Raw genomic sequence first — 22,790 nt, forward strand, 5'->3', positions numbered from 1 at the left:
CACTCAGGCCGACAGGCTGATTCGCTGCGCCCCGGCGACCGCGTCATAACGGTCAGGGCTGCACGTCAGCACGATCACTTGTGCCTCGGTGCCCACGGCACCGAACACCTCACCCATGCGCTCCAGCCTGTCGCTGTCGGTGAAACCCAGCGCATCATCGATGATCACGGGCACCGCATCCTGTGGCGCCACCAACGCGGCACTGGCCAGCCGTGCAACGATGCCCAATTGTTCCTTGGCACCGCCCGATAGCGACTCGTAGGGAACGGTGCGGCCCTCCAACGTCCGGCTGCGGATGCTCAGATCGCTGTCGACATCCACTTCGAAAGTGGGACCGAAGACCATCCGGCCCAACCGCTCCAGCTCCGCACGGAACGGGTCGACATAACGCAATCTCATGCCGTCCCGGTGCCGCAACATCACCGATCGCAGCGTGTCGACGGCACGGGCCTTCGCGCCGATCCGAGTGAATTCCGTTGCCGCATATTCACGTTCGGAGGCAGCCGCATCCAACTGATCCTTGCGCCCCTGTCGGCCGAACACCTCCAGCCGCACCGCGATGTCGCGCAGCCGATGCCGTAACGACTCGTGCCGGTGGTCCAACTCCTGTGCCCGCGCGGACACTTCGGCAAGTTCAGTGCGCACCCGGTCGGCCTCCAGCGCGGCCAACCGACTTACGAGATCGGTCACACGGCGTGCGGTCAGGTCGGCCGCGTGGACCGCCTGGTCGTGGCGTTCAGTCAGCAGCTCGTCGGAAGCCGACGCCCGCACCTGAGCAAGACGCTGCTCGGCGGCTGCCAGCTCTTCGGCACGCGCGGCTTGCTTCTCCCGCAATACCGTTGCCTCGGTAGACTTCTCAGTAAGCCGCTGACCGGCCAGCTGAACAGCCTGTCGGTGCGTAACCTCTTCGGCCTGCACGCGTTCCACCTCGGCCACCAACCGGGCGACCTCGGTGCGGGCCTGTGCCGGATCAACTGCATCCCATAAGCCATTGGCCTCCGGTGCGAGCTCGCGCAACCGGCTCAGCTTCTCACGCAACGCGTCAATGCTCTCCGAACCCATTAACCCGTCGAGCAGTGCCGTCAACCGGTCGCGTTCGGCATTGAGTTCGGCACGCCGTTCATACTGCTTCTGCGCCTGCCCAACATCGGCGACGCCGGCGGTGGCCAATGCCGCGGCGAGCGATGCGCGGGCGGCGTCGAGATTGCCGCGCAGTTGAGACGCGTTCGCCCCCGGAATGATTCGAGCGACTGCCACACCGGGAGCGGTGATCTCGATGGTGTCGGTGGCCGCGCTCGCCCACTGCTCTCCTGCCTCGACCCGCAGCTGCTCGCCGTTGACAGTGATGTCGACATCGGCGAGTGCCCGGACCTCCACCTGCGCGGAAGCTGTGTCCAGAGCCACCTCTGCCATGCCGACGGCGCGCGCGGCGGACTCGATCGCCCCTAGGGTCTGTGCGGTAATGGTCAATGCCGAGAGCTCCGCGCCGACCGATGTCAACTGCCGGTTCGTGAGATCGATACGCGACACCCTGGCCGCCAGCCCGTCCACCTCATCCCGGGCGAGCGCACGGTCCAAAGTATCTCGGGCCATCTCCAATTGGGCACGGATGCCATCGACTGTTTGAGTGGCCTGAGCCGCAGCGATCTCGGCGGCCTCGGACAGCTGCTGTGCCGTGTCGTGCGCCTCCTTCGCGGCCAATGCCTGCTCCGCGAGCCCAGCGATCAAGGCCCGACGGGCCTGGATGTCGGCAACCAGTTGCGCCCGCTCGTCGCGCTTCGCCTGCGCCGCCGCCGCCGCAGCCTGCGCCGCCTCCGCGACCACGATCGCGTTATCGCGCTGCTGCAGCAGGGTCGAAACAGCTTGAGAGGCTTGCTCCAACGGGGCCAGGCGACGGCCCACCTCGGCACGATCGGCGATGACGGCGGCCAGCTCCCGAGTCAGCTCGTCATGCTCGCGAACCTGCTGATCAACCTCCGCGACGGCAGCGCTGGCGAGGGCAACAGCGTCCTCGGCGGCGGTCAGCCGCACACCAGCCTTGGCCCACTCGCCAGTGGGGCGCCCAGTCGCGGTGAAGTACAGCGCGTATTCAGCATCGATCCGCTCCACCAGATCGGGCTCGCTGCCCGAGAGCGCAACCGATTGCCCGGCGGCCAGATCGAGGGCACGTGTGAGCGCATCGCTCGATGACAGGTCGAGCACGCCCGCACCCGCCGACTGCAAAACCCGTTGCGCCTTCCACAAGTTCATATCGATGGACTGATCCAGCATGTCCAACACCCGCTGATGTGCTTCATCCCCGGAGAGCTGCTCGCGGCGCGGCTCAATGACCGTCAGATGTGTCTCGGCGCGCTTGTGGAAACGCTTGCGGTACACGAACCGAAAAGCTCCACAGCTGATTTCGGCCTCCACCTCAGAGCCGACATCGGCGAAGGTGGGCTTGACCTGCTTGACATCCTTCTTAGTGGAGCGGTCTTTGGATTCAATCAGCAGGTCAAGAGCCTCGATCATGGACGTCTTGCCAATCTCGTTCGCTCCGCTGACCACCACAACACCGCGATCGGGAAAAGTGATATCGCGATGGGCAATTCCGCGATAGTTGGTAACCGAGAGGCGGTGCAGCTTCACGCCGCCGACCCTCGCGTCAATGTGCCTTTCGCCGGAGCACCTCGCCCAGCACTCGATGTGAGGCGCAGCAACAACGACAGCGCCCCCTGAGCATCCGCTGATGATGCCCCGCCGGCGGCCGCCATCTCCTTCAGCTCGGCAATCGCCGATTCGGCGAAACCGCCGACACCGAGATCACTGAACTCTCCATCGGCAGGTACCACCGCAATATCAGTGTGCCGCTGCCATGTCCGCACACTCGCGAAAAGTCGCGTGTACTTGTCCAGGCACTCTTCCAGCACGGCGTTATCGGTCACGCTGAGCGTGCCGGTCAGAGCCAGGCGCACCACCGTGCGCTCCTTATCGGGCAGCAGTTCGAGGTTGAGTCCCAGATCGGCGATATCGCGCGCGTTGTCCACCGACCGTCGCAGCGTCACGAACCGCCACCTGCCCACGTGATGGGCGTCGACTTGCACCGCACCCGATTCATCCAGACTCACCACGAGGGCGTGTCCCGGATCGGATTCGACATCGTCATAGTTAGTGACCTCAGGCGCCCCCGAGTACCAGACCCGCTCGCTGGAACCCACTTGGGTCCGGGAGTGCTTGTCCCCCAGCGCCACGTAATGGACGGCACCACGGGCAAGGGCGTCCTCGACGGCCTTCAACGCGATAAGCGCAGGCTTGGTCGGGTCCGGGTCGAGAACGTCGACACCGCCGTGGGCCACCACAATGCGCCGGGTGCCGTCGGCGGGCAGACCCTCCAGTTGTTCGGCCACCAGATCATGCGTGGGCGCCTTCGATCGCCACGGCACCGCCACCAGCTCCACACCGGCGGCCACCTGATGAATGCCCGCGGTATCGAGAACGTGGACGTTCGCGGGCTTTTCAGCCAAGAACAGCTCGCTGGTGTACACCGAGGCGGCGTCCAAAGGATCGTGGTTGCCAGGAAGTAGATAGATGTCCACACCGACGCCCCGCATCACCTCTAGCGCCTGACTGATCACACGCGGAGCCAGCTGATTGGACTCGAAGACGTCTCCGCAGACCACCATGAAGTCGCAGCCCTGCGCCACAGCAACCTCGCCGAGAGACGCGATGGCCTCCCGACGCGCGGCTGAGTATTGCGGCTGGGCCTCACCGGCAAGGAAATGCCGCGTCATGCCGAGCTGCCAATCAGCGGTGTGCAGGAACTTCACATGCCGAAGTCTATGGCCGCCCACCGACAACCTCCGGGAGGCCGCGCCCGATTCCGTGGGCCCGGCCGGATCACTTATCCACAGGTCTGGCATTTGCCCGGCGCTCATCGCGCACCCCGGCTACCGTACGAATCATGTCGGAGGACGCCAAGCGCACCCTGATCCTGATGCGACATGCAAAGTCGGCGTATCCGCCCGGAGTCGACGATCACGAGCGTCCGCTGAACCTGCGCGGTACCCGACAAGCCACCCAGGCTGGCACTTGGCTGCAAGACAACTTCAATCGGATCGACGCGGTGCTGTGTTCGACCGCCACCCGGACCCGCGCGACACTGACGCAGACCGGTGTCCACAGCCAACTGGTCAGATTCAGCGACAAGCTCTACGACTCGACCGTGGGAATCACCCTCGGTGAGATCAACGCGGTACCGGATTCCGCGATCACCGTGCTCGTCGTTGGACATGAGCCCACCACATCGCAGCTGGCCCTGGCGCTCGCCAACACCGGTACCAGCAACGCGGAGGCCGCGCACCGGATCTCCACCAAGTTTCCCACCTCGGCGATTGCGGTGCTGACGACTCGATCGCCGTGGTCACGGCTCGAGCTGGGCGGCGGATCGCTGAGCAAGTTTCACGTGCCGCGCTAGCGCCGGGGGCTGTCTTAGACCTTCTCCGCCACCTGGGTGGACAGCTTCATCGCGCAATGGCACGCATCCGACGACGTGCCGTGCCCTGCGCCGAGCAGCGTGACCGCCAATTCGAAGAATTGGTCGTTCCCATACTCCAGCGCGGTGACGCACATCCCGTACGTCGAACTGATGAAACCGCTCTTACCGCCGGCCGAGAAGTCCTTGACCTCGTCACGCGTCCGTTCCTCTCCCTCCCGCTCGCGGCCGATCGGGCTACCCCGGTACCAGGAGAGGGTGACGTTCGGGAGCGCACTCCAGGACCCGTTCGGCGACCACGTGCATCCGGCCGGGGTCTTTGCAATCAGCTTGAGGTCAGCCCTGTGCACAACGGCCGCGATATCGGGGGTGGTGAGGCTGCCGCATTCGGAGTACACGGGGCCGACTCGAACGTCATGCCCGGCCGGTACGTCGTGCCCCATGAGTTCACGGTGGTGGCCAGAACATCCGGAGCTGAACAGGATCGCCGAGGCCAGCACAAGACACAGGAGGATCCCGGCGATACGGGACGAGCGAACACGACCTGTCAGATGTTCACTGACAGCGTCATCTCCATCAATTTGATTGCCTGCGTGCATGAGTCTCCGCCTTGGCCCTGCGGGTTGACCCACCATCCAACAACACCTGCGGCGTCACTGGCAACTCCACAGGCGCCCGGCTGGTCCGGCGGCTTCATCACGATCGACGGAATACCCTGGATCGCCCGTTCCTGCACGTTGTATTTCAGACTGTTCGCTGTGGCCTTTTCGGCGTCGAGGCTGCCGGTCTCGAACCAGAACCGGGTGATGTCGACAAGGCCACCGCTCTTACTCATCGCCTGCCACCGGCATAGCGCGCCCACAAAGGTGCTCTGAATGTCCCTCGGGTCGGCATCGACGGCCTTGGCGAGTACGTCGGTGGTGAGGACGTCGCACTCCTTGAGCAGGTTGGGGTACTTCTGCTCGGCAGGAGTACCGTCGCCCAGATCGCCCTTGCCGGGCATGACCGCCTCGCCGTCGACCGTCCCGCCGCAACCGGCAGATCCGAATGCGACGAGTGCGATGCAGGCCGCCGCGAACAGCGACTTCGTTTTCCGATGCGTCATTTCTTGGCCGCCTTGATGGACGTCTCGGTCAGCTGCTTGGCCACGTCACAGGAGTCGGGAGCGCCTGATCCGGGCTCGAAGTTGATGGACCACTCGATGAAGTCGTTTCCGAAGTCCATGCCGATCTCACACAGCGTGGTCACGGTGCCCGGGTAGCCGTTGGTGGCGATGAATCCCTTGTACCCGGCGATCTCGACATCCTCGACACTCGGGCGCGTCCGCTCTTCCGTCGCGCGCTCGCGGCCAATGGGGCTACCGCGGTACCAGTTGAAGGAGAAGTGCGGCCCCACGATGCTTCCACCGCGAAGCCAGACACAACCGACGGAGTTCTTGGCGGTGCCCACCAGGCCCACGACCTTGGTCATCTGCATCATCGCCTGATCACTGACGCCACCGCACTCCGTGAACATCGGCCCTTCGACACCCTTGGACTTGGTCTGTGCCGGCGCCGTCGCATTCGGTGCACCACCATTGGGCTCATCGGACTTATCACCGCCCGAACAGCCAGCCAACACAAGTGCGACCATCGCCAGCGCGACAGCACACTTGCCCCACACGTTGCGTGAACCCAAGCCCAACCTCACATGTGCACTGTAGCGGCACAAACCGGAGTCAACCACTGAGCTGCGCGTTTGTTGCGGGCGGCGATGAGTTCCCCGCAAGCGGGAGGTGCCCCAGCATCCGCGAAGCCTGGATATCCCCGTGTGCGACAGTGGTGCCCATGCCTCAGGGTCAGTTGCGGGCCCTTCTGGGACGTTACGTCCGCCCGTACCGCAGCCTGGTCGCAGTGGTCGTCACGCTGCAGATCATCAGCACACTGGCTTCCCTGTATCTGCCGACTGTCAACGCGGCGATCATCGACGACGGGGTGGCACAAGGCGATACCCGCGCGATCATGCGGCTCGGCATGGTGATGCTCGCCGTGACGCTGGTGCAGATCGCCTGTTCAATCGGCGCGGTCTACTTCGGTTCCAGAACGGGCATGGGATTCGGCCGCGATATGCGGTCGGCACTGTTCCATCACATCACCGGGTTCTCCGCCGAAGAGTCGGCGCGGTTCGGGGCGCCGACCTTGCTGACGCGCACCACCAACGATGTTCAGCAACTACAGCTGCTGGTCCAGATCACCTGCACGATGCTGGTGACAGCGCCGATCATGTGCGTCGGCGGAATCGCCATGGCGGTCCATCAGGATGCGGGCCTGTCCTGGTTGCTCATCGTGAGCATGCCTGCGCTCGCGGTGACCAACTGGTACATCGTGCGGTCGATGTTGCCGATCTTCCGCCGCATGCAAGGACTCATCGACGGCATCAACCGGGTGTTGCGGGAGCAATTGTCCGGCATTCGGGTTATCCGCGCATTCACGCGCGAAGCAGTGGAGCGCAAACGGTTTGGTGTGGCGGTTGCCGCGGTGTCCGAATCAGCGCTGGCCGCCGGTCGATGGCAGGCCCTGATGCTGCCCACCACCTCATTGGTCATCAACACCTCCAGTGTGGCGCTGATCTGGTTTGGTGGGCTGCGGATCGATCAGGGACAGATGCAGGTGGGCTCGCTGGTGGCCTTCTTGTCCTACTTCTTGCAGATCCTCATGTCGATGATGATGCTCACCATGTTGGCCGTCATGGTGCCGCGCGCCTCGGCATGTGCCGAACGGATCACCGAGGTGTTCGAAACCGTGGGATCCATTACGGCACCACCCGATCCGGTGCGCGTGGATGCATTGGATCCTACTGTCGAGTTCACCGGTGCCGGGTTTCGCTATCCCGGTGCCGAGAGTGCGGTGCTGGAAGGGGTTTCGTTCACGGCACGACCCGGGACGGTCACAGCCGTGGTCGGCGCGACGGGATGCGGTAAGAGCACGCTGCTGTCTTTGATCCCCCGGTTGCACGACGTGACCGCGGGTTCGGTACGTGTGGGCGGTAACGATGTTCGCCGATACGACCCTGAGAACCTTTGGACCGTGATGGGTTTGGTTCCGCAGCGGGGCTACTTGTTCTCCGGAACGGTGGCAAGCAACCTGCGCTACGGCAAGTCGGATGCCTCCGATGACGAGATGTGGGAAGCGTTGCGGATCGCGCAGGCGGCGGATTTTGTCCACGCGCATGCTGCGGGGCTGCAGATGCCGGTGTCACAGGGCGGCATCAACTTTTCGGGTGGGCAACGTCAGCGCATCGCGATCGCGCGCGCGGTGATTCGCCGCCCGGGCGTCTACCTGTTCGATGACGCGTTCTCGGCGCTGGATGTGCATACCGATGCACGGTTGCGGGAGGCGCTGCGTGCGGTCGCCACGCACGCCACGGTGATTGTGGTGGCGCAGCGGATCTCGACGGTGGTCGATGCCGACCAGATCGTGGTGCTGGAGGACGGCCACGTGGCCGCGGTGGGCACCCACGCCGAGCTAGCGGACTGTTGTGCCATGTACCGGGAGATCTGCGATTCGCAGGCGGTGTTGCCGGTATGACTCGGGCGATTGGTTTTAGGGGCGTGCAGCAAGGCCCGGCAGAGCGTTCCCGGGATTTTCGCGGCACCGCGGTGCGGATGGTGAAGCGTCTTGCTCCGCACCGTTTTCTGACGGCCATGGTCATCACTCTGTCCATGACCGGTATCGCGATCGGAGTGGTCGGGCCCCGAATCCTGGGGCATGCCACCGATCTGTTGTTCAACGGGGTGATTGGACGGCAGCTGCCCGCCGGACTCAGTAAGGAACAGGCCATCGAGGCGGCCCGGGCCCGCGGGGATGGCCAGTTCGCACAGATGCTTTCCGGCATGAACGTCACCCCCGGGGTAGGCGTCGACTTTCACGCGGTGGGGACGACGTTGGCCGTGGCTTTGGGAATGTATCTGGCCGCCGGGGTACTGGCCTGGGTACAGGCACGGCTTCTCAACGTCACCGTGCAACACACGGTAGTGGCACTGCGTGCCGATGTGGAAGACAAGATACATCGACTTCCCTTGTCGTACTTCGATTCCCGACAGCGCGGGGAAATCCTCAGCCGCGTAACCAACGATGTCGACAACATCCAGACGTCTCTGCAGATGAGCATCAATCAACTGCTGAGCTCGGCATTGACGTTGCTCGCCGTGTTCTCGATGATGCTCAGCATTTCGCCGCTGCTGGCAGTGATCACACTCGCGACAGTGCCTATGTCGCTGTGGGTGACGCGCGCGATCGCCCGCCGCTCGCAACGGCTTTTCGTGGCGCAGTGGTCTAACACCGGGAAGCTCAACGCACATATCGAGGAGACCTACAGCGGTTTCACCATCGTCAAGACGTACGGACACCGCGCTGAGGCAGAGGCGATCTTCGCCGATCGGAACGCCCAGGTGTACAGCAGCGCCTTTGGTGCGCAGTTCTTCTCCGGATTGGTATCTCCCGCTACGGCGTTCATCGGAAATCTGAGCTATGTGGCGGTGGCGGTGGTGGGCGGCCTGAAGGTGGCCTCCGGCGATCTGACGCTTGGCAGCATCCAGGCATTCACGCAGTACGTGCGGCAGTTCAATCAGCCGCTGACGCAGGTGGCCGCGATGTACAACACCCTGCAATCCGGACTCGCCAGTGCCGAAAGGGTTTTCGAGCTGCTGGATGCGTCCGAGGAATCGCCCGATCCACTAGCGCCGACCACGGTCCCCGCCGGGTCCCCGGGTGTCGAATTCGAGAACATCAGCTTTGGCTACTCCCCCGATAGCCCGGTGATCGATGGGCTGTCGCTGCGCGTCGACCCGGGGCATACGGTGGCGATCGTCGGGCCGACCGGGGCCGGAAAGACCACCCTGGTGAACCTGTTGATGCGTTTCTACGACGTCGACTCCGGCCGGATACTGCTTGACGGCATTGATATCTCGACGATGAGCCGACATGATCTGCGGTCTCGGATGGGGATGGTGCTGCAGGACACCTGGCTTTTCGGCGGCACCATTGCCGAAAACATTGCCTATGGGCGACCCGAGGCGTCCGAAGACGAGGTTCGCGAGGCCGCGCGTGCGGCATACGTGGACCGATTTGTGCGCACGCTTCCCGACGGCTACGACACCAGGATCGCCGACGACGGTGAGAACATCAGCGCCGGAGAGAAGCAGTTGATCACCATCGCCCGGGCGTTTCTGGCACGCCCGCAGCTGCTGATTCTTGACGAGGCGACGAGTTCGGTGGATACCCGCACCGAGCTGCGGATCCAGCGGGCCATGGCCGAGCTGCGCCGAGACAGGACGAGTTTCATTATCGCCCATAGGCTTTCCACCATTCGCGATGCGGATCGCATCGTCGTCATGGACGGCGGGAGTGTCGCCGAGAGCGGCACCCACACCGAACTACTGGCGCGCCGCGGCGCATACTTCGCGATGACGCAGGCCTAGAGCTGCGGACCTTGCGTCCGTAGATCCCGAACCTCCGTCATGGCGCCACGTAACTTGTCCAGCCAGTCCTCGGCATGTTCGCCGACGAGCCGTACCGCCCACGCCAGCGCGTCGGCGCGGGAGCGAGCGACTCCGGCCTCGACCAGGGTATCGAGCACCTGACGCTCCGGCTGCCTCAGCCGCGTCATCACCGGAACAGCGATGTGCGTGAACAGGATTCGCTCGGGCTCTGCCTCGGTGCCCACATCGACCCCCCAGGAGACCTTCCGCCCGTACCGGGCCTGCGCCTCGTCGGCGATGCGCATTCGATGCGAGCGGGTCTCTTCCCGGAAGCGAGAAGCCCGGCCCGCAGCGTGTGCCTCGCTCTCTTTGTCATCCTCATCGGCGGGCAACCGGCCGATGACGGTGATCTCTTCGCGGTCCACGACGACCTCGGGATCGCCACCGAACCAGCTGCCGGGCAGGCGCCCGGCGAACCAGTCCGCGGCGTCGGAGGCGTCGGACTGTTGATCTCGTTTCATGATTACAAAATTACACGCTTACAGACACCGGGGTGTTCGCCTAGAGCGAACAGTGCGAGAGCGTCGGACGCTACGTCAGCTGCGGCGCATGACGAGCGCGGCACCGCCGGCGAGCACGATGACCACTGCGAGGACCAGCGCCCACCCCAGACCGGCGATCCACCACACGGCGCCGAGAACAGCCAGCACCGGGGCAGCCACGAACAGCGCCATACCCGGGTGCTGACGGATCACCGCCAGCGCGGCATTTGCCCGCTGCTTGTCGATTTCCTTACCAGCCATATCACCAGCGTACTGCGCATCTGCGGTGGTCACCGGTTCGACTTCTCCAGAGTCTCATCGGCCGAGCGCGCCAGTCCATCCAGGTAGAGCGGACGGATGCCGTTCTCGTCGAATGCGATGAGGATGCGGCGGCGCAGCTCGCGCTCCACGGCCCACTGCGCGTTGGCACGTACGGCCACCGTCAACCGCAGGCTGATGGCATCGGCGGTGATGCCGTCCACCCCCAACATCTCGGGAGCTCCGATGACATCGTTCCGTAGCCCATCATCAGCGACCGCCTCCTGCGCGGCCTCGAGTGCCACCCTGCAGGCCACATCTACATCGGCGCTGTAGGCAACCGGCACCTGCAGAAACGCAACCGCATAGTCCTGGCTGAAATTGGCCACCCGCGCGATCCCTCCGTTGCGTACGTACCAGAGGGTGCCATGCAGGTCGCGCACCGTAGTGATCCGCAGACCGACACTTTCGACGGTCCCTACCGCATCACCGACGTCCACGACGTCACCCACGCCGTATTGGTCTTCGAACAGCATGAATATGCCGGTTATGAAGTCCCGCACCAGGTTTTGCGCACCAAAGCCGAGTGCGACGCCGACGATCCCGGCAGATGCGATGAAAGGGGCCACGTTCACTCCGAGGATCGCAAGCGACTGCAGGACCACCCAGACGAGTACGAGAAACGAGACGGCTGACTTGAGAACGGAGCCAAGGGTCTGTGCGCGCTGCGCTCGGCGTTTGCGTCGGCGCGCGTCGCGGGCCGGGTCTTGAGCGCGTCCGCGCAAGGTGCGTACGGACGGTGGCCGCCGCTCGGTCTCTTCGAGAGCGTCGTCTTCCGCCCGATTAGATGCACGGCGCGTGAAGAGCGACCACCGGCGGCGAGCCTCCGCCTGGTCGGTCCGTTTCGCGCCCTGGACTAAACGGTCGATCGCCCGGTGAAACAGGTATCTCACCGCAAGCGCCAAGGCGACGTAGACGGCGATGTCAATCGGCTTGTGGATCAGCCAATCTCTGCCGGACTCGGACAATTGGATTGCTAGGTCTGACACCACCCCGAGGGTACCCATTTACGACGATCCCGCGAGTGGGCAAAGGCGCAGAGGCTGCCTTGCGCCGCGCGAAAACTATTTGCCCCGTGGGGAACTCGACGTGGAACCAAACACCCACACCAAAACCTTTACAGCAAAGGAGAATAGAGCGCGTCTGACCGGCGGTCCGTATTGGTAACTACCTCACCCAGGCCAAGCTGTGGTGGGGGTATCCATTCGGTGGTGCCGTTGGTGTGTTTTCGGGTGGTCCAGCCGTGGTTGAGGAGGCGGTGGTGGGGTCCGCAGGCGTAGGTGAGGTTGTCGATGTCGGTGGGGCCATCATCGGCCCATTCGGTGATGTGGTGGACCTGGCAGAGGTATCCGGGCACGGTGCAGCCGGGGTGGGTGCAGCCGCGGTCCCTGGCGTGCAGCACGATGCGCTGATCGGTGGTGGCGATGCGTTTAGAACGTCCCAGATACAGCGGGCGGCCGTCATCGTTGAAGATGCTCAGGTAGTGGTGGGCGTGGGTGGCCATGCGGATCAGGTCGCGCATCGGTAGCCGGGTGCCGGCGCCGGTGACCGCGATCCCGGCGGCCGATTGCAACTCACGAAGTGTTGTCGTCACCACGACGGTGACCGGTAGACCGTGGTGCGAACCCAGTTGTCCGGTGGTCAGGGTGGTGCGCAGGCTGGTGCGTAGCGCGTCGTGGTTGCGTTGGGCTGAGGTTCGGTGATCGTGTTCGGCAGCCTCGGGCGCCGGTTCCCCATCCACAACCGGTGATTGATCGTTCGGGTTGCACATGCCGGGTGCGGCGAGTTTGGCGAACACCGCATCCAGATAGGCGCGGGTTTCCGGATCCAACAGGCCGCTAATCGGTGACATGCCGTCGAATCCTTGCTGCCCGATCGTCACACCCCGGCGCCGGGCCCGATCCACCTCGGAAAACTCACCATCGGGGTTGAGTAGCGCCATCATCTGCTCGGCCCCGGCCCGCAGCGCCTCGGGCCGAAACTGAACGGCCATCGCGGCCAGCTGTTGTTCGGCGGCCTGGCGGGTCGGTGCATCCACCACCACCGGCAGCCGATCGAAGAACTGCCGAATGATCCGCACATGCTCCTCACCGACCTCGCCGCGGCCAAGGGCGGCGGCCACATTCGGCAGCTGCGGCGCCAACTCTTCCCCGGTCAACGCCTTCCGCGGCGCCAACTGCTCGGCATCGCCGATCCTGCGCCGCGCCGCGCTTCTACTGATATGCAACCGCCGCGACAAAACGTCCGCATGCGAGGTGCCACCCAACTCCACCGGCGAGGCCTGAGACGTCACCTTCGGAACCAGCCCCAACCCGCTATAAGACAGCCGGCGCTGCACCACCTCCAAACGTGCCAGCACCGTCAACGCCTCAGCGGCGGTCAACCCATCGAACGTGTCGGCGCAGAAGGCATCAACCGCCGCCTCCAACACCCCGGCCGAACACATGTTCGAATACTAACCACACCCACCGACAACTAACCTCGCCCTGAAACAGCTGTGACAGAAGTGAATTCGCCGCGGACCCGCTACGGTGTGCTCATGTCGTGTGTCTTCTGCGCCATTGTCGCCGGCGAGTCGCCCTCCTTCCGCGTATACGAGGACGAGACGACTCTCGCCTTCCTCGATATCCGACCCATTACCCGCGGGCACACGCTGGTGATCCCGAAGACCCATGCACAGGACCTCACGGACCTGAAGCCCGATGATGCCGCCGCCATCATGACCGTAGGCCAGCGGATCGCCAACGCCATCCGAGGCTCGGAGCTACAGAGCGACGGCACCAACCTGGCCCTCAATGACGGCCGCGTCGCGTTCCAGACGGTCATGCACGCGCACCTGCACGTGGTGCCACGACGCGGAGGCGACAAACTTGCCTTCGCAAAGGGATTCATGGTCCGCCGCGATCCCGACCTGGAATCCACAGCCCGCATCGTCCGCGAGGCAGTGCAAGCCAACTAGCAGAAAATCACTCGACCACCCGCACTACCCGCTGATACGTTTCGGCCGACATGTCCACTCCGACGGCGGATTCGCCGACAATCGATCAGGTGAATCGCCGGCCGGTCCTCCTGTTGCTCTTCGCATCCGTTGTGGCCGCCATCGGCAACGGTGTCTCGATCGTTGCGCTCCCCTGGCTGGTGCTACAGCGCACCGGATCCGCTGCGGACGCCGCGATCGTCGCCGCCGCCGGAACCCTGCCGCTGGTCTTCTCCACCCTGATCTCGGGAACCGCAGTCGACTTCTTCGGACGACGCAAGATGTCGATCATCTCCGATGTCCTGTCGTTGTTATCCGTCTCGGCCATACCGATTCTGGCCATGACGACCGGACTCAGCGTGCCGCTGCTCGCGGCCCTGGCCGCACTCGGCGCCGTCTTCGACCCCGCCGGAATCACCGCTCGCGAATCGATGTTGCCTGCCGCAGCGGAGGCCGCCGGCTGGTCGCTCGATCGGATGAACAGCATGTACGAAGCGGTATTCAACGTCGCATACATCGTGGGTCCAGGTCTGGGCGGTCTGCTGATCGCCTCCATCGGCGGCGTCAACACCATGTGGGCCACCGCGTCGACGTTCGCCGTGTCCGTTGTGGCGATCGCCTTCCTCAAGGTCGAAGGCAGCGGGAAACCTGCCGCCGAAACCAAGCCCACCGGCGTCATCAGCGGTGTGGTCGAAGGATTGAAGTTCGTCTGGAACGTCAAGATCCTGCGTACCTTGGCACTCGTCGACATGGCCATCACGGCGCTGTACCTGCCGATCGAAAGTGTGCTGCTGCCCAAGCATTTCAGCGATGCCGGGACACCCCAGCAGCTCGGCTGGATACTCATGGCGATCTCTGTCGGCGGGCTGCTCGGAGCTCTCGGGTACGCCACCATGGTGCGCCATGTCCAACGCCGCACCATCATGCTGTGCGCCACCTTCACCGCCGGTCTCACCACACTGGGCATGTCGCTCCTCCCGCCGATTGCGGTACTGCTGGTACTTGGAGCGTGCCTGGGCTTCATCTACGGGCCAGTGGCACCAATCGCCAACTATGTAATGCAGACCCGCTCCCCCGAACACATGCGCGGCCGGGTGGTAGGAGTCATGACGTCCACCGCGTACTGCGCGGGACCGCTCGGATTCATGCTCGCCGGGCCCATCGCCGACAAGTTCGGCGTGGCCTCAACCCTGACGATCATCGGTGTACCCATGCTCCTCATCGCCGTCGCCAGCACTCGGATGCCCGTCTTGCGAGAGTTGGACCAGGAGGAACAGCGGCCCCACAAGGCTCCAAATCGGTAGGGTCGGCTCCGTGGCTGATTTCGAGGGAAGAACTGCACTGATCACCGGCGGCGCACGCGGCATGGGCCGTTCGCACGCCCTGGCGCTCGCCGAGGCGGGCGCCGATATCGCGATCTGTGATCGCTGCGAGAACAGTGATGTCGTCGGGTACCCGCTGGCTACCGAGGACGATCTCGCCCAGACGGTCGCCATGGTCGAAAAGACGGGGCGCCAGTGCATCTCGGCCAAGATTGATGTGAAGGACCGCGCCGCGCTGGAGTCATTCGTCGCCGAAACCGAGGACTCACTCGGCGGAATCGATATCGCCATCACCAACGCCGGCATCAGCACCATCGCACTGTTGCCCGAGGTGGAATCCGCGCAGTGGGACGAGGTGATCGGCACCAACCTCACCGGCACCTTCAACACCATCGCCGCCGTGGCGCCCGGCATGATCAAGCGGAACTATGGTCGCATCATCACGGTCTCCTCAATGCTCGGGCACAGTGCGACATGGGCGCAGGCCTCCTATGTCTCGTCGAAGTGGGGTGTCATCGGGCTGACCAAGGTCGCCGCGCATGACCTCGTCGGCTACGGCATCACTGTCAACGCCGTCGCGCCGGGCAATATCGACACCCCGATGACCCAAAATGATTTCGTGTTCGGCACCATGCGACCTGACCTGGAAAAGCCGACGCTCAAGGATGTCGAATCCGTCTTCGCATCGCTGCACCTGCAATACGCACCCTTCCTCAAGCCCGAGGAGGTCACCCGCGCCGTCTTGTTCCTGGCCCACGAAGCCAGCTCACACATCACCGGCACGGTGCTGCCGATCGACGCCGGCGCGACGGCACGAATGATATGAGCCAAACCGCCCTCAACGAGCTCGCGACCACTCTCGGCGAGGGCGCGGTCATCACCGATCCGGATATCACCGCCTCCTATCGACAGGACCGCGCCTTCGATCCGAATGCCGGAACACCCCTGGCGGTGGTGCGTCCGCGCAGCACCGAAGAGGTGTCCACGACCCTGAAATGGGCCAGCACGCATCACATCCCCGTCGTTCCCCGCGGCGCAGGCACCGGACTATCCGGTGGCTCCACCGCCCAGGACGGCGCCATCGTGCTGTCAACCGAACGAATGCGCGCCATCACCATCGACACCACCACCCGTGTGGCGATCGCCCAGCCCGGGGCTCTCAACGCGGAAGTCAAGGCCACCGCCGCCGAATACGGCCTGTGGTACCCGCCGGACCCGTCGTCCTTCGAGATCTGCAGCATCGGCGGCAATATCGCGACCAACGCCGGCGGACTGTGTTGCGTCAAGTACGGAGTGACCACCGATTACGTCCTGGGTATGCACGTCGTCCTGGCGGACGGGACCATTCTGAGGCTCGGTGGACCACGACTGAAAGATGTTGCTGGGCTCAGCCTTACAAAACTATTCGTCGGCAGCGAGGGCGCCCTCGGCGTCATCACCGAGGTCACGCTGCGCCTGCTCCCCCCGCAACCGCCGCCGTGCACCGTGGTGGCGACATTCAATTCCGTGACCGAGGCGGCCGACGCGGTGCTCGCGATCACCGCGCACATCCGGCCATCGATGCTGGAGTTCATGGATGCGGTGGCGATCAACGCGGTGGAAGACAAGCTGAGAATGGGGCTGGACCGCAAGGCCGCCGCCATGCTCGTCGCCCGCTCGGATGAGCGCGGTAAAACCTCCGCCGAGGATGCCGAGCTCATCGCACAAATCTTCACCGATCACCATGCCGCCGAAGTCTTTTCCACCGACGACCAGGAAGAGGGTGAGGCATTCGTCGCGGCACGACGATTCGCGATCCCCGCGGTTGAGGCAAAGGGTCCACTGCTGCTCGAAGACGTTGGCGTCCCACTGCCCAAGCTGGCCGAGCTGGTGGAGGGCGTGGAAGCCATTGCGACCCAACACCGGTTGCTCATCTCGGTGATCGCACACGCCGGTGACGGCAACACCCATCCCTTAATCGTGCATGATTCCAACGATGCCGATGAGTCGCAGCGCGCCCACGCCGCATTCGGCGAGATCATGAACCTGGCGATCTCGCTGGGCGGCACCATCACCGGCGAGCACGGTGTCGGACGGCTCAAGAAGCCATGGCTGGGCAGTCAGGTCGGCCCAGAGGTACTGGAGGTCAACCGCCGGATCAAGCAGGCACTCGACCCCGACGGCATCCTCAACCCCGGCACGCTTATCTAGTTCCCTGCCGGGTGTTGACACTTTAGGTGACATGCCTTACACATAAGACATGTCGATCGATATGTCTCGCGCAGTTATGCCGCGTTATATCCCCGGAGCCTCCGACAACTGGACCAATCCATGGCCGATGTACACGGCGCTTCGTGACCACGACCCGGTGCACCATGTCGTGCCCGAGCACGCCCCGGACGACGACTATTACGTGCTCACCCGGCATGCCGACGTCTATGACGCCGCTCGGGACTGGGAGACGTTCTCGTCGGCTCGGGGCCTCACCGTCACGTACGGCGATCTGGAGAAGACAGGCATGGGCGACAACCCGCCCATGGTCATGCAGGATCCGCCCACGCATACGAACTTCCGCAAGCTCGTCTCCCGTGGGTTCACGCCGCGGCAGGTCATCGCCGTCGAGCCCAAGGTGCGCGAGTTCGTGGTGGAGCGTCTGGAGCGCCTCAAGGAACGTGGCGAGGGCGATATCGTCGTCGAGCTGTTCAAGCCGCTGCCCTCGATGGTCGTCGCGCACTATCTCGGGGTGCCCGAAGAGGACCGCGCACAGTTCGACATCTGGACCGACGGCATCGTCGCGGCGGCGGCCGGCGGCGCCATCGACATCGAGGCCATGCAGGGTGACGTCGCTCAGACCATTGGTGAACTGATGATGTACTTCTCCGGACTCATCGAACGGCGGCGTGCCGAACCCGAAGATGACACCGTCTCGCACCTGGTTGCCGCAGGAGTCGGCGCCGACGGAGATATCAGTGGGACGCTCCAGATACTCGGCTTCGCGTTCACGATGGTCACGGGTGGCAATGACACCACCACCGGAATGCTCGGTGGTGCAGTACAACTGCTGCAGCAGAACCCTGACCAGCGCCAGAAGTTGATTGACGACCCGTCGCTCATCCCGGGAGCCGTGGAGGAGTTCCTGCGCTTGACGTCTCCGGTGCAGGGTCTGGCGCGCACCGCGACCCGCGACGTCACCTTTGGCGACACCACCATCCCGGCGGGGCGGCGCGCACTGTTGCTGTACGGCAGTGCGAACCGTGATGAACGCGAATATGGTGACGATGCAGGCGAATTGGACATTCTCCGGAACCCGGGCAAGCTCCTCACCTTCAGCCACGGAAATCATCACTGTTTGGGAGCCGCCGCCGCACGTATGCAGTCACGAGTAGCTCTTGAGGAACTGCTCAGCCGCATACCGGATTTCGAGGTTGACCTCGACGGGGTCACCTGGGCCGGCGGCTCGTATGTGCGAAGGCCCCTGACGGTACCCATCCGCGTGCGATGATCTTGCGATGAGGCGCTTGCGCGAAGAGCGTGAACCAGCATGAGTTGGTTGGCCGAGACGAGGACATCGGCCGCAGCGGAGAAAATTCTCGACGCGGCGGCCGAGCTGTTCGTGCGCGACGGTGTCGTTGCCGTCGGTATGAACGAGATCGCCAAGGCCGCGGGCTGTTCCCGGGCGACGCTGTACCGGTATTTCGAGAATCGCGAGGCGCTGCATATCGCCTATGTGCACCGCGAGGCCAGAACCATCACCGGGCAAGTCACGGCAGCGGTCGCCGACATCGATGATCCGACGGAGCGTCTGGTCAGGGCCGTACTCACCAGCCTTGACTTGGTCCGTGCCAACCCGGCGCTATCGGCCTGGTTCCGGCCCGGCGAATACGTCGGCGGTTCACTGGCCTTGCACTCGGAGGTCCTCAACGCCATGGTCTCGGCGTTTGTCAACGGCACGGTGGCGGACTCCGAATCCCATCTGCGAGCCAAATGGTATGTCCGGGTGATTATCTCGTTGCTTTCCTACCCCGAGGACAACCCCGAGGACGAACGGACCCTGATCACGGAGTTCGTCGCGCCCCTGATGTCCGCAGACGCGAACCCCACACCAGCAGCATCTGCGCGGCCCGGTGGATCAGCCACGAAGCAGGCACGCTGACCACCATCGTCACCAGGAACACGATCACCACCGATCCCGTGTAGACGTGGTAGTGCAGCAGATCAACCATCACGATCTCCATCAGGATCATGTGGATGAGGAACAGCTCATAGGAAATCTCGCCCAGCCACACCATGGGCCGCGAGGCGAGGAACCTGACGTACCAGCCGGTGTCACCCAACCCGGCGGGCGCGACCAGCAATGTTGCAATCACCACGTAGAAGATCGATTTCGTCAGTGCTTGGGGCAGCGCCCACGGCGAGGTGGTCGGGTCTCCCGCTATCCGAGTTGACACGATGAGGTAGCAGATGAGCGCGAGCGGCACCGTCACCAACGCGTAGCAACGCACACCCATGACGGCGAGTACGGACAGAATCATGCCGCCCACGAACCACGAAAGGTAGGCCGGAAGCCACAGCTTCGCACCGTCGGGAAAGACGCTGACGGTGTACACCAAGGTCATCCACCCCGGAGTCACCAGGACCAAACCGCCCAGACCCGCCAGCAGGCGCACCGGACGCCACTGTCCCCCACAGAGTTTCTTGATCAGCAGCCACGCCAAGAAGGGCAAGGCGACATAGAACGCCGCCTCGACGGCGAGGCTCCAGATCTGCGTCATGCCTTGGTGGATATAGCGATATCCGTAGTTGGAGGTGTAGATCTGGGTGAGCGTGAGGTTTCGGAGCAGGCCCAGCCAGGTGTGTCCGGGGTTCGGATACTGATCCCGGATGTGATACCAGATGTACGCGATGGCCACCAGAATCCAGTAGGCCGGCATGATGCGACGAAACCTGTGCCAGGCATAGCGTTTCACCGAAGGCGAGGCAGTACCGTCGGCGGCCGCGCGCACCCACGGCAGGAACAGCAGAAAACCCGACAACACAAAGAAGATCGGTACACCGATCTCCAAACGGGACTGCATCAGGTGCAGATAGGCCCGCCACGGCGACACACCGTCCACGACATAATTCCCGGTGCTGTAGGCCGCGTGGGTGGCCACCACGAGGGTCGCGGCCACCGCCCGGATACCCGTGAGCGCAGCGACACGTCCAGGTCCGTGGACGACGGGGGCACTGTCAGTCGCGGGGACCGCCGTCATGGTTTCTTGGGGGACCGCTTGGGACGCTTCGCCTCCGACCGTTTGTGGTCCGTGTGCTTGTGGTCTGTGTGCTTGTGGTCCGGGCGTTTGCGATCCGTGAACTTACGGGCGGGCCGCGCAGCGTCGGCACCGTCTGCGGGGCGCAGCTCAATGAGCACACCCGAGATCCGGGTGCTCTCCAGTGCCTTCAGTGTCTTGGGCGACAGCTTGGCGGGCAGCTCAACAAGTGAGTGATCGGGGCGGATCGTGATGTGCCCGAAGTCGCTGCGATGCAAACCGCCTTCATTCGCTATCGCACCCACGATGGCACCGGGCATCACCTTGTGCCGCTTGCCGACGGCGATGCGATACGTCGCCAGGCCGGGAGTGTGGCCGCGTGGCTCGCGGGGGCCACGCTCGGGGCGCTCCCCGCGCTCTTGGCGCGGATCGCGGGGCGGATCGGGCTTGAGCAGGAACTGCTCGCCGTCACGGGACAGCACCGCCAGCGCTGCCGCGATATCGGCCACCGGCACGTCGTTATCGCGTTCGTAGTCCTCGACAAGCCTGCGGAAAAGCTCGATCTCCGGTGCCGCGAGCGCAGCCGTGATGGCATCGCGGAACTTCGTCACCCGCTGGGCATTGACATCGTCGACCGACGGCAGCGCCTCCTCTGCAAGCCTGGCACCGGTGGCCTTCTCGATGGCCTTGAGCAGATGGCGCTCACGCGGAGACACGAACAACACCGCCGTACCCGAGCGGCCTGCGCGACCGGTACGTCCGATGCGGTGCACATACGACTCGGTGTCGTGCGGGATGTCGTAGTTGAGCACATGCGAGATGCGCTCGACGTCCAGACCACGCGCGGCGACGTCGGTGGCGACCAGAATGTCGATGGCACCGCTCTTGAGCGCATTGATGGTCCGCTCGCGCTGCGACTGGTTGATATCACCATTGATCGCCGCCGCCGCAAACCCGCGCGCCTTGAGCTTGTCTGCCACCTCCTCGGTGGCCTGTTTGGTCCTGACGAACACGATCATCGCCTCAAAGGTCTCGACCTCGAGGATCCGGGTGAGCGCGTCCATCTTGCGCGGCCCGGCCACCTGGATGAAGCGCTGGGTGATGTTCTCGGCGGTCGAGGTCTTCGCCTCGACCTTGATCTCGACCGGATCGTGCAGATACTTCTTGGTCAGCCGGCGAATGGTCGTGGGCATAGTCGCCGAGAACAGGGCCACCTGCTTGTACTCGGGAGTGTCGGCCAGGATGCGTTCGACATCCTCGGCGAAGCCCATGGTGAGCATCTCGTCGGCCTCGTCCAGCACCAGGTAATCCAGGTGCGACAGATCGAGCGTGCCGCGCTCCAGGTGATCGATGACACGCCCGGGCGTGCCGACCACAACATGGGCGCCTCTCTTGAGGCCCGACAGCTGGACCACATACGACTGGCCGCCGTAGATGGGCAGCACGTTCAGCCGGGGCAGATGCGACCCGTATCGGCCGAAAGCCTCGGCAACCTGCAGGGCCAGCTCGCGGGTGGGCGCGAGCACAAGCGCCTGAGTGTTCTTCGAGGTCAGGTCGATTTTCGAGAGGATCGGGATGGCAAACGCCGCCGTCTTCCCGGTGCCGGTCTGCGCCAGGCCCACCACGTCCGAGCCTGCAAGCAGCGGTGGGATGGTGGCGGCCTGGATCGCCGAGGGTGTTTCATACCCCACGTCGGACACCGCACGCAGCACCTCGGGGGCAATCTGTAGGTCCGCGAAGGTGACGGCGTCATCCGCGCGTGGTGCAGTCGAATCGCCGGTGTCGGGCGTAGGGATATCTGTAGAGGTCATGGCGTCAAGAAGTCTAGGCGCTACCGCGCTCAACTCCCGCCTCCACGGCATCTTCGGTAAATATCGGTAGTGTGCGGGGCCGTGCGAAGGATGGATTTGGTGGCCGCGCTGACTGTACTGCCGGCCGTAATGGCACTTGCCTGCGCATGCACCGGTGGCGACAGCACGGTGTCCAAGACGCCAACCAACACCATTGCGTCCCCCTCACCGGCTCCCGAGCCGGTGGGATCGGCCCACAAGCCCAAGCCCCCTCCCTCGACCAAGGACGACTGCGCAGTCAACCTGAAGGATCCCGCCGTCGGGGCGGCCATCGCGCTGCTACCGCCGGCCCCCAATAGCGAGGCCACGTGGAATCCGGTGCCCGTGGCGGGTAACTACAACAAGTGCGCCCCATTGTCTGCGGTCATCGTCACCACTGACAGCAGAGCCACGCACACGGCGGATTCGGCCACCCGGGCGGTGTTCTTCCACCTGGGCGGCGTGATCTCGCATGGCGTCCCAGACACCTACGGATACAACGCCATCGATCTGTCGGCGAGCACCCTGGACACCGTGGTGCTCAATTTCTCCAACGGCATCCCCGGTCTGGAGAGTGTGGTGTCTTTCCGCTGGAATGGATCTGGCGTGGAAAAGGTGCAACAGGCCGCACAGTAGGGCATCTTC

21 protein-coding genes are annotated in these 22,790 nt (G+C 64.1%); 10 read left to right on the forward strand and 11 right to left on the reverse strand.

Going from position 1 to position 22,790, the window contains the following annotated elements; genetic code table 11:
• Positions 1–3: 3 nt before the first annotated feature.
• Together AC5Y5C_RS18390 and AC5Y5C_RS18395 are read right to left on the reverse strand one after the other, a co-directional pair.
• A complete protein-coding gene (locus AC5Y5C_RS18390) occupies positions 4–2,628 on the reverse strand; it encodes an AAA family ATPase (RefSeq protein ID WP_499975018.1) in 2,625 nt (874 codons plus the stop codon).
• Positions 2,625–3,806, reverse strand: coding sequence for a metallophosphoesterase family protein (locus AC5Y5C_RS18395; RefSeq protein ID WP_499975020.1), 1,182 nt, complete (start codon positions 3,804–3,806; stop codon positions 2,625–2,627). The genes AC5Y5C_RS18390 and AC5Y5C_RS18395 overlap by 4 nt, the downstream gene beginning before the upstream one ends.
• A gap of 134 nt (positions 3,807–3,940) precedes the next feature.
• On the opposite strand from AC5Y5C_RS18395, the gene AC5Y5C_RS18400 reads away from it, so the two are divergent.
• Complete coding sequence (locus AC5Y5C_RS18400) at positions 3,941–4,453, forward strand: SixA phosphatase family protein (RefSeq protein ID WP_499975023.1); 513 nt, start codon at positions 3,941–3,943, stop codon at positions 4,451–4,453.
• A gap of 14 nt (positions 4,454–4,467) precedes the next feature.
• Here the strand turns inward: AC5Y5C_RS18400 and AC5Y5C_RS18405 are convergent, their stop codons facing one another.
• From AC5Y5C_RS18405 to AC5Y5C_RS18415, 3 genes are read right to left on the reverse strand one after another with little or no spacing between them, the layout of a single operon-like run.
• Positions 4,468–4,986 (reverse strand): DUF3558 family protein, encoded by a 519-nt coding sequence (locus tag AC5Y5C_RS18405; RefSeq protein ID WP_499976033.1) that lies wholly within the window; start codon positions 4,984–4,986, stop codon positions 4,468–4,470.
• A gap of 32 nt (positions 4,987–5,018) precedes the next feature.
• Positions 5,019–5,576 (reverse strand): DUF3558 domain-containing protein, encoded by a 558-nt coding sequence (locus AC5Y5C_RS18410; RefSeq protein WP_499975026.1) that lies wholly within the window; start codon positions 5,574–5,576, stop codon positions 5,019–5,021.
• Positions 5,573–6,103: a DUF3558 domain-containing protein gene (locus AC5Y5C_RS18415; RefSeq protein ID WP_499976034.1), complete on the reverse strand. Its 531-nt coding sequence runs from the start codon at positions 6,101–6,103 to the stop codon at positions 5,573–5,575. Before AC5Y5C_RS18415 ends, AC5Y5C_RS18410 begins: the two co-directional genes overlap by 4 nt.
• A gap of 209 nt (positions 6,104–6,312) precedes the next feature.
• On the opposite strand from AC5Y5C_RS18415, the gene AC5Y5C_RS18420 reads away from it, so the two are divergent.
• Positions 6,313–8,037 carry an ABC transporter ATP-binding protein gene (locus tag AC5Y5C_RS18420; protein WP_499976035.1) on the forward strand — a complete coding sequence of 575 codons (1,725 nt, stop codon included), beginning with the start codon at positions 6,313–6,315 and terminating at the stop codon, positions 8,035–8,037.
• Positions 8,034–9,929, forward strand: coding sequence for an ABC transporter ATP-binding protein (locus AC5Y5C_RS18425; protein WP_499975029.1), 1,896 nt, complete (start codon positions 8,034–8,036; stop codon positions 9,927–9,929). Before AC5Y5C_RS18420 ends, AC5Y5C_RS18425 begins: the two co-directional genes overlap by 4 nt.
• Here AC5Y5C_RS18425 and abmR read toward each other — a convergent pair.
• From abmR to AC5Y5C_RS18445, 4 genes are all read right to left on the reverse strand, one after another.
• The gene (abmR, locus tag AC5Y5C_RS18430) at positions 9,926–10,450 is read right to left on the reverse strand and encodes an ATP-binding transcription factor AbmR (protein ID WP_499975033.1); all 525 of its coding nucleotides are present in this window, start codon (positions 10,448–10,450) and stop codon (positions 9,926–9,928) included. The two genes, AC5Y5C_RS18425 and abmR, sit on opposite strands and share 4 nt — an antisense overlap.
• A gap of 75 nt (positions 10,451–10,525) precedes the next feature.
• The gene (locus AC5Y5C_RS18435; protein ID WP_499975036.1) at positions 10,526–10,732 is read right to left on the reverse strand and encodes a hypothetical protein; all 207 of its coding nucleotides are present in this window, start codon (positions 10,730–10,732) and stop codon (positions 10,526–10,528) included.
• Between the two features lie 29 nt (positions 10,733–10,761).
• On the reverse strand, positions 10,762–11,796 hold the full coding sequence (locus AC5Y5C_RS18440) for a mechanosensitive ion channel family protein (RefSeq protein WP_499975040.1): 1,035 nt from the start codon (positions 11,794–11,796) through the stop codon (positions 10,762–10,764).
• 110 nt (positions 11,797–11,906) lie between these two features.
• A complete protein-coding gene (locus tag AC5Y5C_RS18445; protein ID WP_499975043.1) occupies positions 11,907–13,235 on the reverse strand; it encodes an HNH endonuclease signature motif containing protein in 1,329 nt (442 codons plus the stop codon).
• A gap of 93 nt (positions 13,236–13,328) precedes the next feature.
• On the opposite strand from AC5Y5C_RS18445, the gene AC5Y5C_RS18450 reads away from it, so the two are divergent.
• The 6 genes from AC5Y5C_RS18450 to AC5Y5C_RS18475 are packed head-to-tail and all read left to right on the forward strand — an operon-like array spanning position 13,329 to position 19,220.
• A complete protein-coding gene (locus AC5Y5C_RS18450) occupies positions 13,329–13,748 on the forward strand; it encodes an HIT family protein (protein WP_499975045.1) in 420 nt (139 codons plus the stop codon).
• A gap of 50 nt (positions 13,749–13,798) precedes the next feature.
• Positions 13,799–15,070 carry an MFS transporter gene (locus tag AC5Y5C_RS18455; RefSeq protein WP_499975047.1) on the forward strand — a complete coding sequence of 424 codons (1,272 nt, stop codon included), beginning with the start codon at positions 13,799–13,801 and terminating at the stop codon, positions 15,068–15,070.
• 10 nt (positions 15,071–15,080) lie between these two features.
• A complete protein-coding gene (locus tag AC5Y5C_RS18460; RefSeq protein WP_499975050.1) occupies positions 15,081–15,914 on the forward strand; it encodes a mycofactocin-coupled SDR family oxidoreductase in 834 nt (277 codons plus the stop codon).
• On the forward strand, positions 15,911–17,278 hold the full coding sequence (locus AC5Y5C_RS18465) for an FAD-binding oxidoreductase (protein WP_499975052.1): 1,368 nt from the start codon (positions 15,911–15,913) through the stop codon (positions 17,276–17,278). Before AC5Y5C_RS18460 ends, AC5Y5C_RS18465 begins: the two co-directional genes overlap by 4 nt.
• Before the next feature lie 49 nt (positions 17,279–17,327).
• Positions 17,328–18,569: a cytochrome P450 gene (locus AC5Y5C_RS18470; RefSeq protein WP_499975054.1), complete on the forward strand. Its 1,242-nt coding sequence runs from the start codon at positions 17,328–17,330 to the stop codon at positions 18,567–18,569.
• 39 nt (positions 18,570–18,608) lie between these two features.
• A complete protein-coding gene (locus AC5Y5C_RS18475; RefSeq protein ID WP_499975056.1) occupies positions 18,609–19,220 on the forward strand; it encodes a TetR/AcrR family transcriptional regulator in 612 nt (203 codons plus the stop codon).
• On the opposite strand, the gene AC5Y5C_RS18480 is transcribed toward AC5Y5C_RS18475, so the two are convergent.
• Positions 19,123–20,319: an acyltransferase family protein gene (locus AC5Y5C_RS18480; protein WP_499975059.1), complete on the reverse strand. Its 1,197-nt coding sequence runs from the start codon at positions 20,317–20,319 to the stop codon at positions 19,123–19,125. The two genes, AC5Y5C_RS18475 and AC5Y5C_RS18480, sit on opposite strands and share 98 nt — an antisense overlap.
• The gene (locus AC5Y5C_RS18485; RefSeq protein ID WP_499975061.1) at positions 20,316–22,127 is read right to left on the reverse strand and encodes a DEAD/DEAH box helicase; all 1,812 of its coding nucleotides are present in this window, start codon (positions 22,125–22,127) and stop codon (positions 20,316–20,318) included. Before AC5Y5C_RS18485 ends, AC5Y5C_RS18480 begins: the two co-directional genes overlap by 4 nt.
• Positions 22,128–22,217: 90 nt before the next feature.
• Between AC5Y5C_RS18485 and AC5Y5C_RS18490 the strand changes: the two genes are divergently transcribed.
• On the forward strand, positions 22,218–22,781 hold the full coding sequence (locus AC5Y5C_RS18490) for an LppP/LprE family lipoprotein (RefSeq protein WP_499976037.1): 564 nt from the start codon (positions 22,218–22,220) through the stop codon (positions 22,779–22,781).
• The last annotated feature ends 9 nt before the right edge of the window (positions 22,782–22,790 follow it).

It is taken from the genome of Mycobacterium sp. NGS15, from assembly GCF_059813245.1.

What these genes read in the sequence shown, in the direction of transcription:
- AC5Y5C_RS18400 (WP_499975023.1), top strand. Translation starts at nt 3,941, where the DNA reads ATGTCGGAGGACGCCAAGCGCACCCTGATCCTGATGCGACATGCAAAG.
- AC5Y5C_RS18475 (WP_499975056.1), top strand. Translation starts at nt 18,609, where the DNA reads ATGAGTTGGTTGGCCGAGACGAGGACATCGGCCGCAGCGGAGAAAATT.
- AC5Y5C_RS18450 (WP_499975045.1), top strand. Translation starts at nt 13,329, where the DNA reads ATGTCGTGTGTCTTCTGCGCCATTGTCGCCGGCGAGTCGCCCTCCTTC.
- abmR (WP_499975033.1), bottom strand. Translation starts at nt 10,450, where the DNA reads ATGAAACGAGATCAACAGTCCGACGCCTCCGACGCCGCGGACTGGTTC.
- AC5Y5C_RS18415 (WP_499976034.1), bottom strand. Translation starts at nt 6,103, where the DNA reads ATGGTCGCACTTGTGTTGGCTGGCTGTTCGGGCGGTGATAAGTCCGAT.
- AC5Y5C_RS18435 (WP_499975036.1), bottom strand. Translation starts at nt 10,732, where the DNA reads ATGGCTGGTAAGGAAATCGACAAGCAGCGGGCAAATGCCGCGCTGGCG.
- AC5Y5C_RS18440 (WP_499975040.1), bottom strand. Translation starts at nt 11,796, where the DNA reads ATGGGTACCCTCGGGGTGGTGTCAGACCTAGCAATCCAATTGTCCGAG.
- AC5Y5C_RS18410 (WP_499975026.1), bottom strand. Translation starts at nt 5,576, where the DNA reads ATGACGCATCGGAAAACGAAGTCGCTGTTCGCGGCGGCCTGCATCGCA.
- AC5Y5C_RS18465 (WP_499975052.1), top strand. Translation starts at nt 15,911, where the DNA reads ATGAGCCAAACCGCCCTCAACGAGCTCGCGACCACTCTCGGCGAGGGC.
- AC5Y5C_RS18445 (WP_499975043.1), bottom strand. Translation starts at nt 13,235, where the DNA reads ATGTGTTCGGCCGGGGTGTTGGAGGCGGCGGTTGATGCCTTCTGCGCC.
- AC5Y5C_RS18485 (WP_499975061.1), bottom strand. Translation starts at nt 22,127, where the DNA reads ATGACCTCTACAGATATCCCTACGCCCGACACCGGCGATTCGACTGCA.
- AC5Y5C_RS18455 (WP_499975047.1), top strand. Translation starts at nt 13,799, where the DNA reads ATGTCCACTCCGACGGCGGATTCGCCGACAATCGATCAGGTGAATCGC.
- AC5Y5C_RS18480 (WP_499975059.1), bottom strand. Translation starts at nt 20,319, where the DNA reads ATGACGGCGGTCCCCGCGACTGACAGTGCCCCCGTCGTCCACGGACCT.
- AC5Y5C_RS18490 (WP_499976037.1), top strand. Translation starts at nt 22,218, where the DNA reads ATGGATTTGGTGGCCGCGCTGACTGTACTGCCGGCCGTAATGGCACTT.
- AC5Y5C_RS18425 (WP_499975029.1), top strand. Translation starts at nt 8,034, where the DNA reads ATGACTCGGGCGATTGGTTTTAGGGGCGTGCAGCAAGGCCCGGCAGAG.
- AC5Y5C_RS18470 (WP_499975054.1), top strand. Translation starts at nt 17,328, where the DNA reads ATGTCGATCGATATGTCTCGCGCAGTTATGCCGCGTTATATCCCCGGA.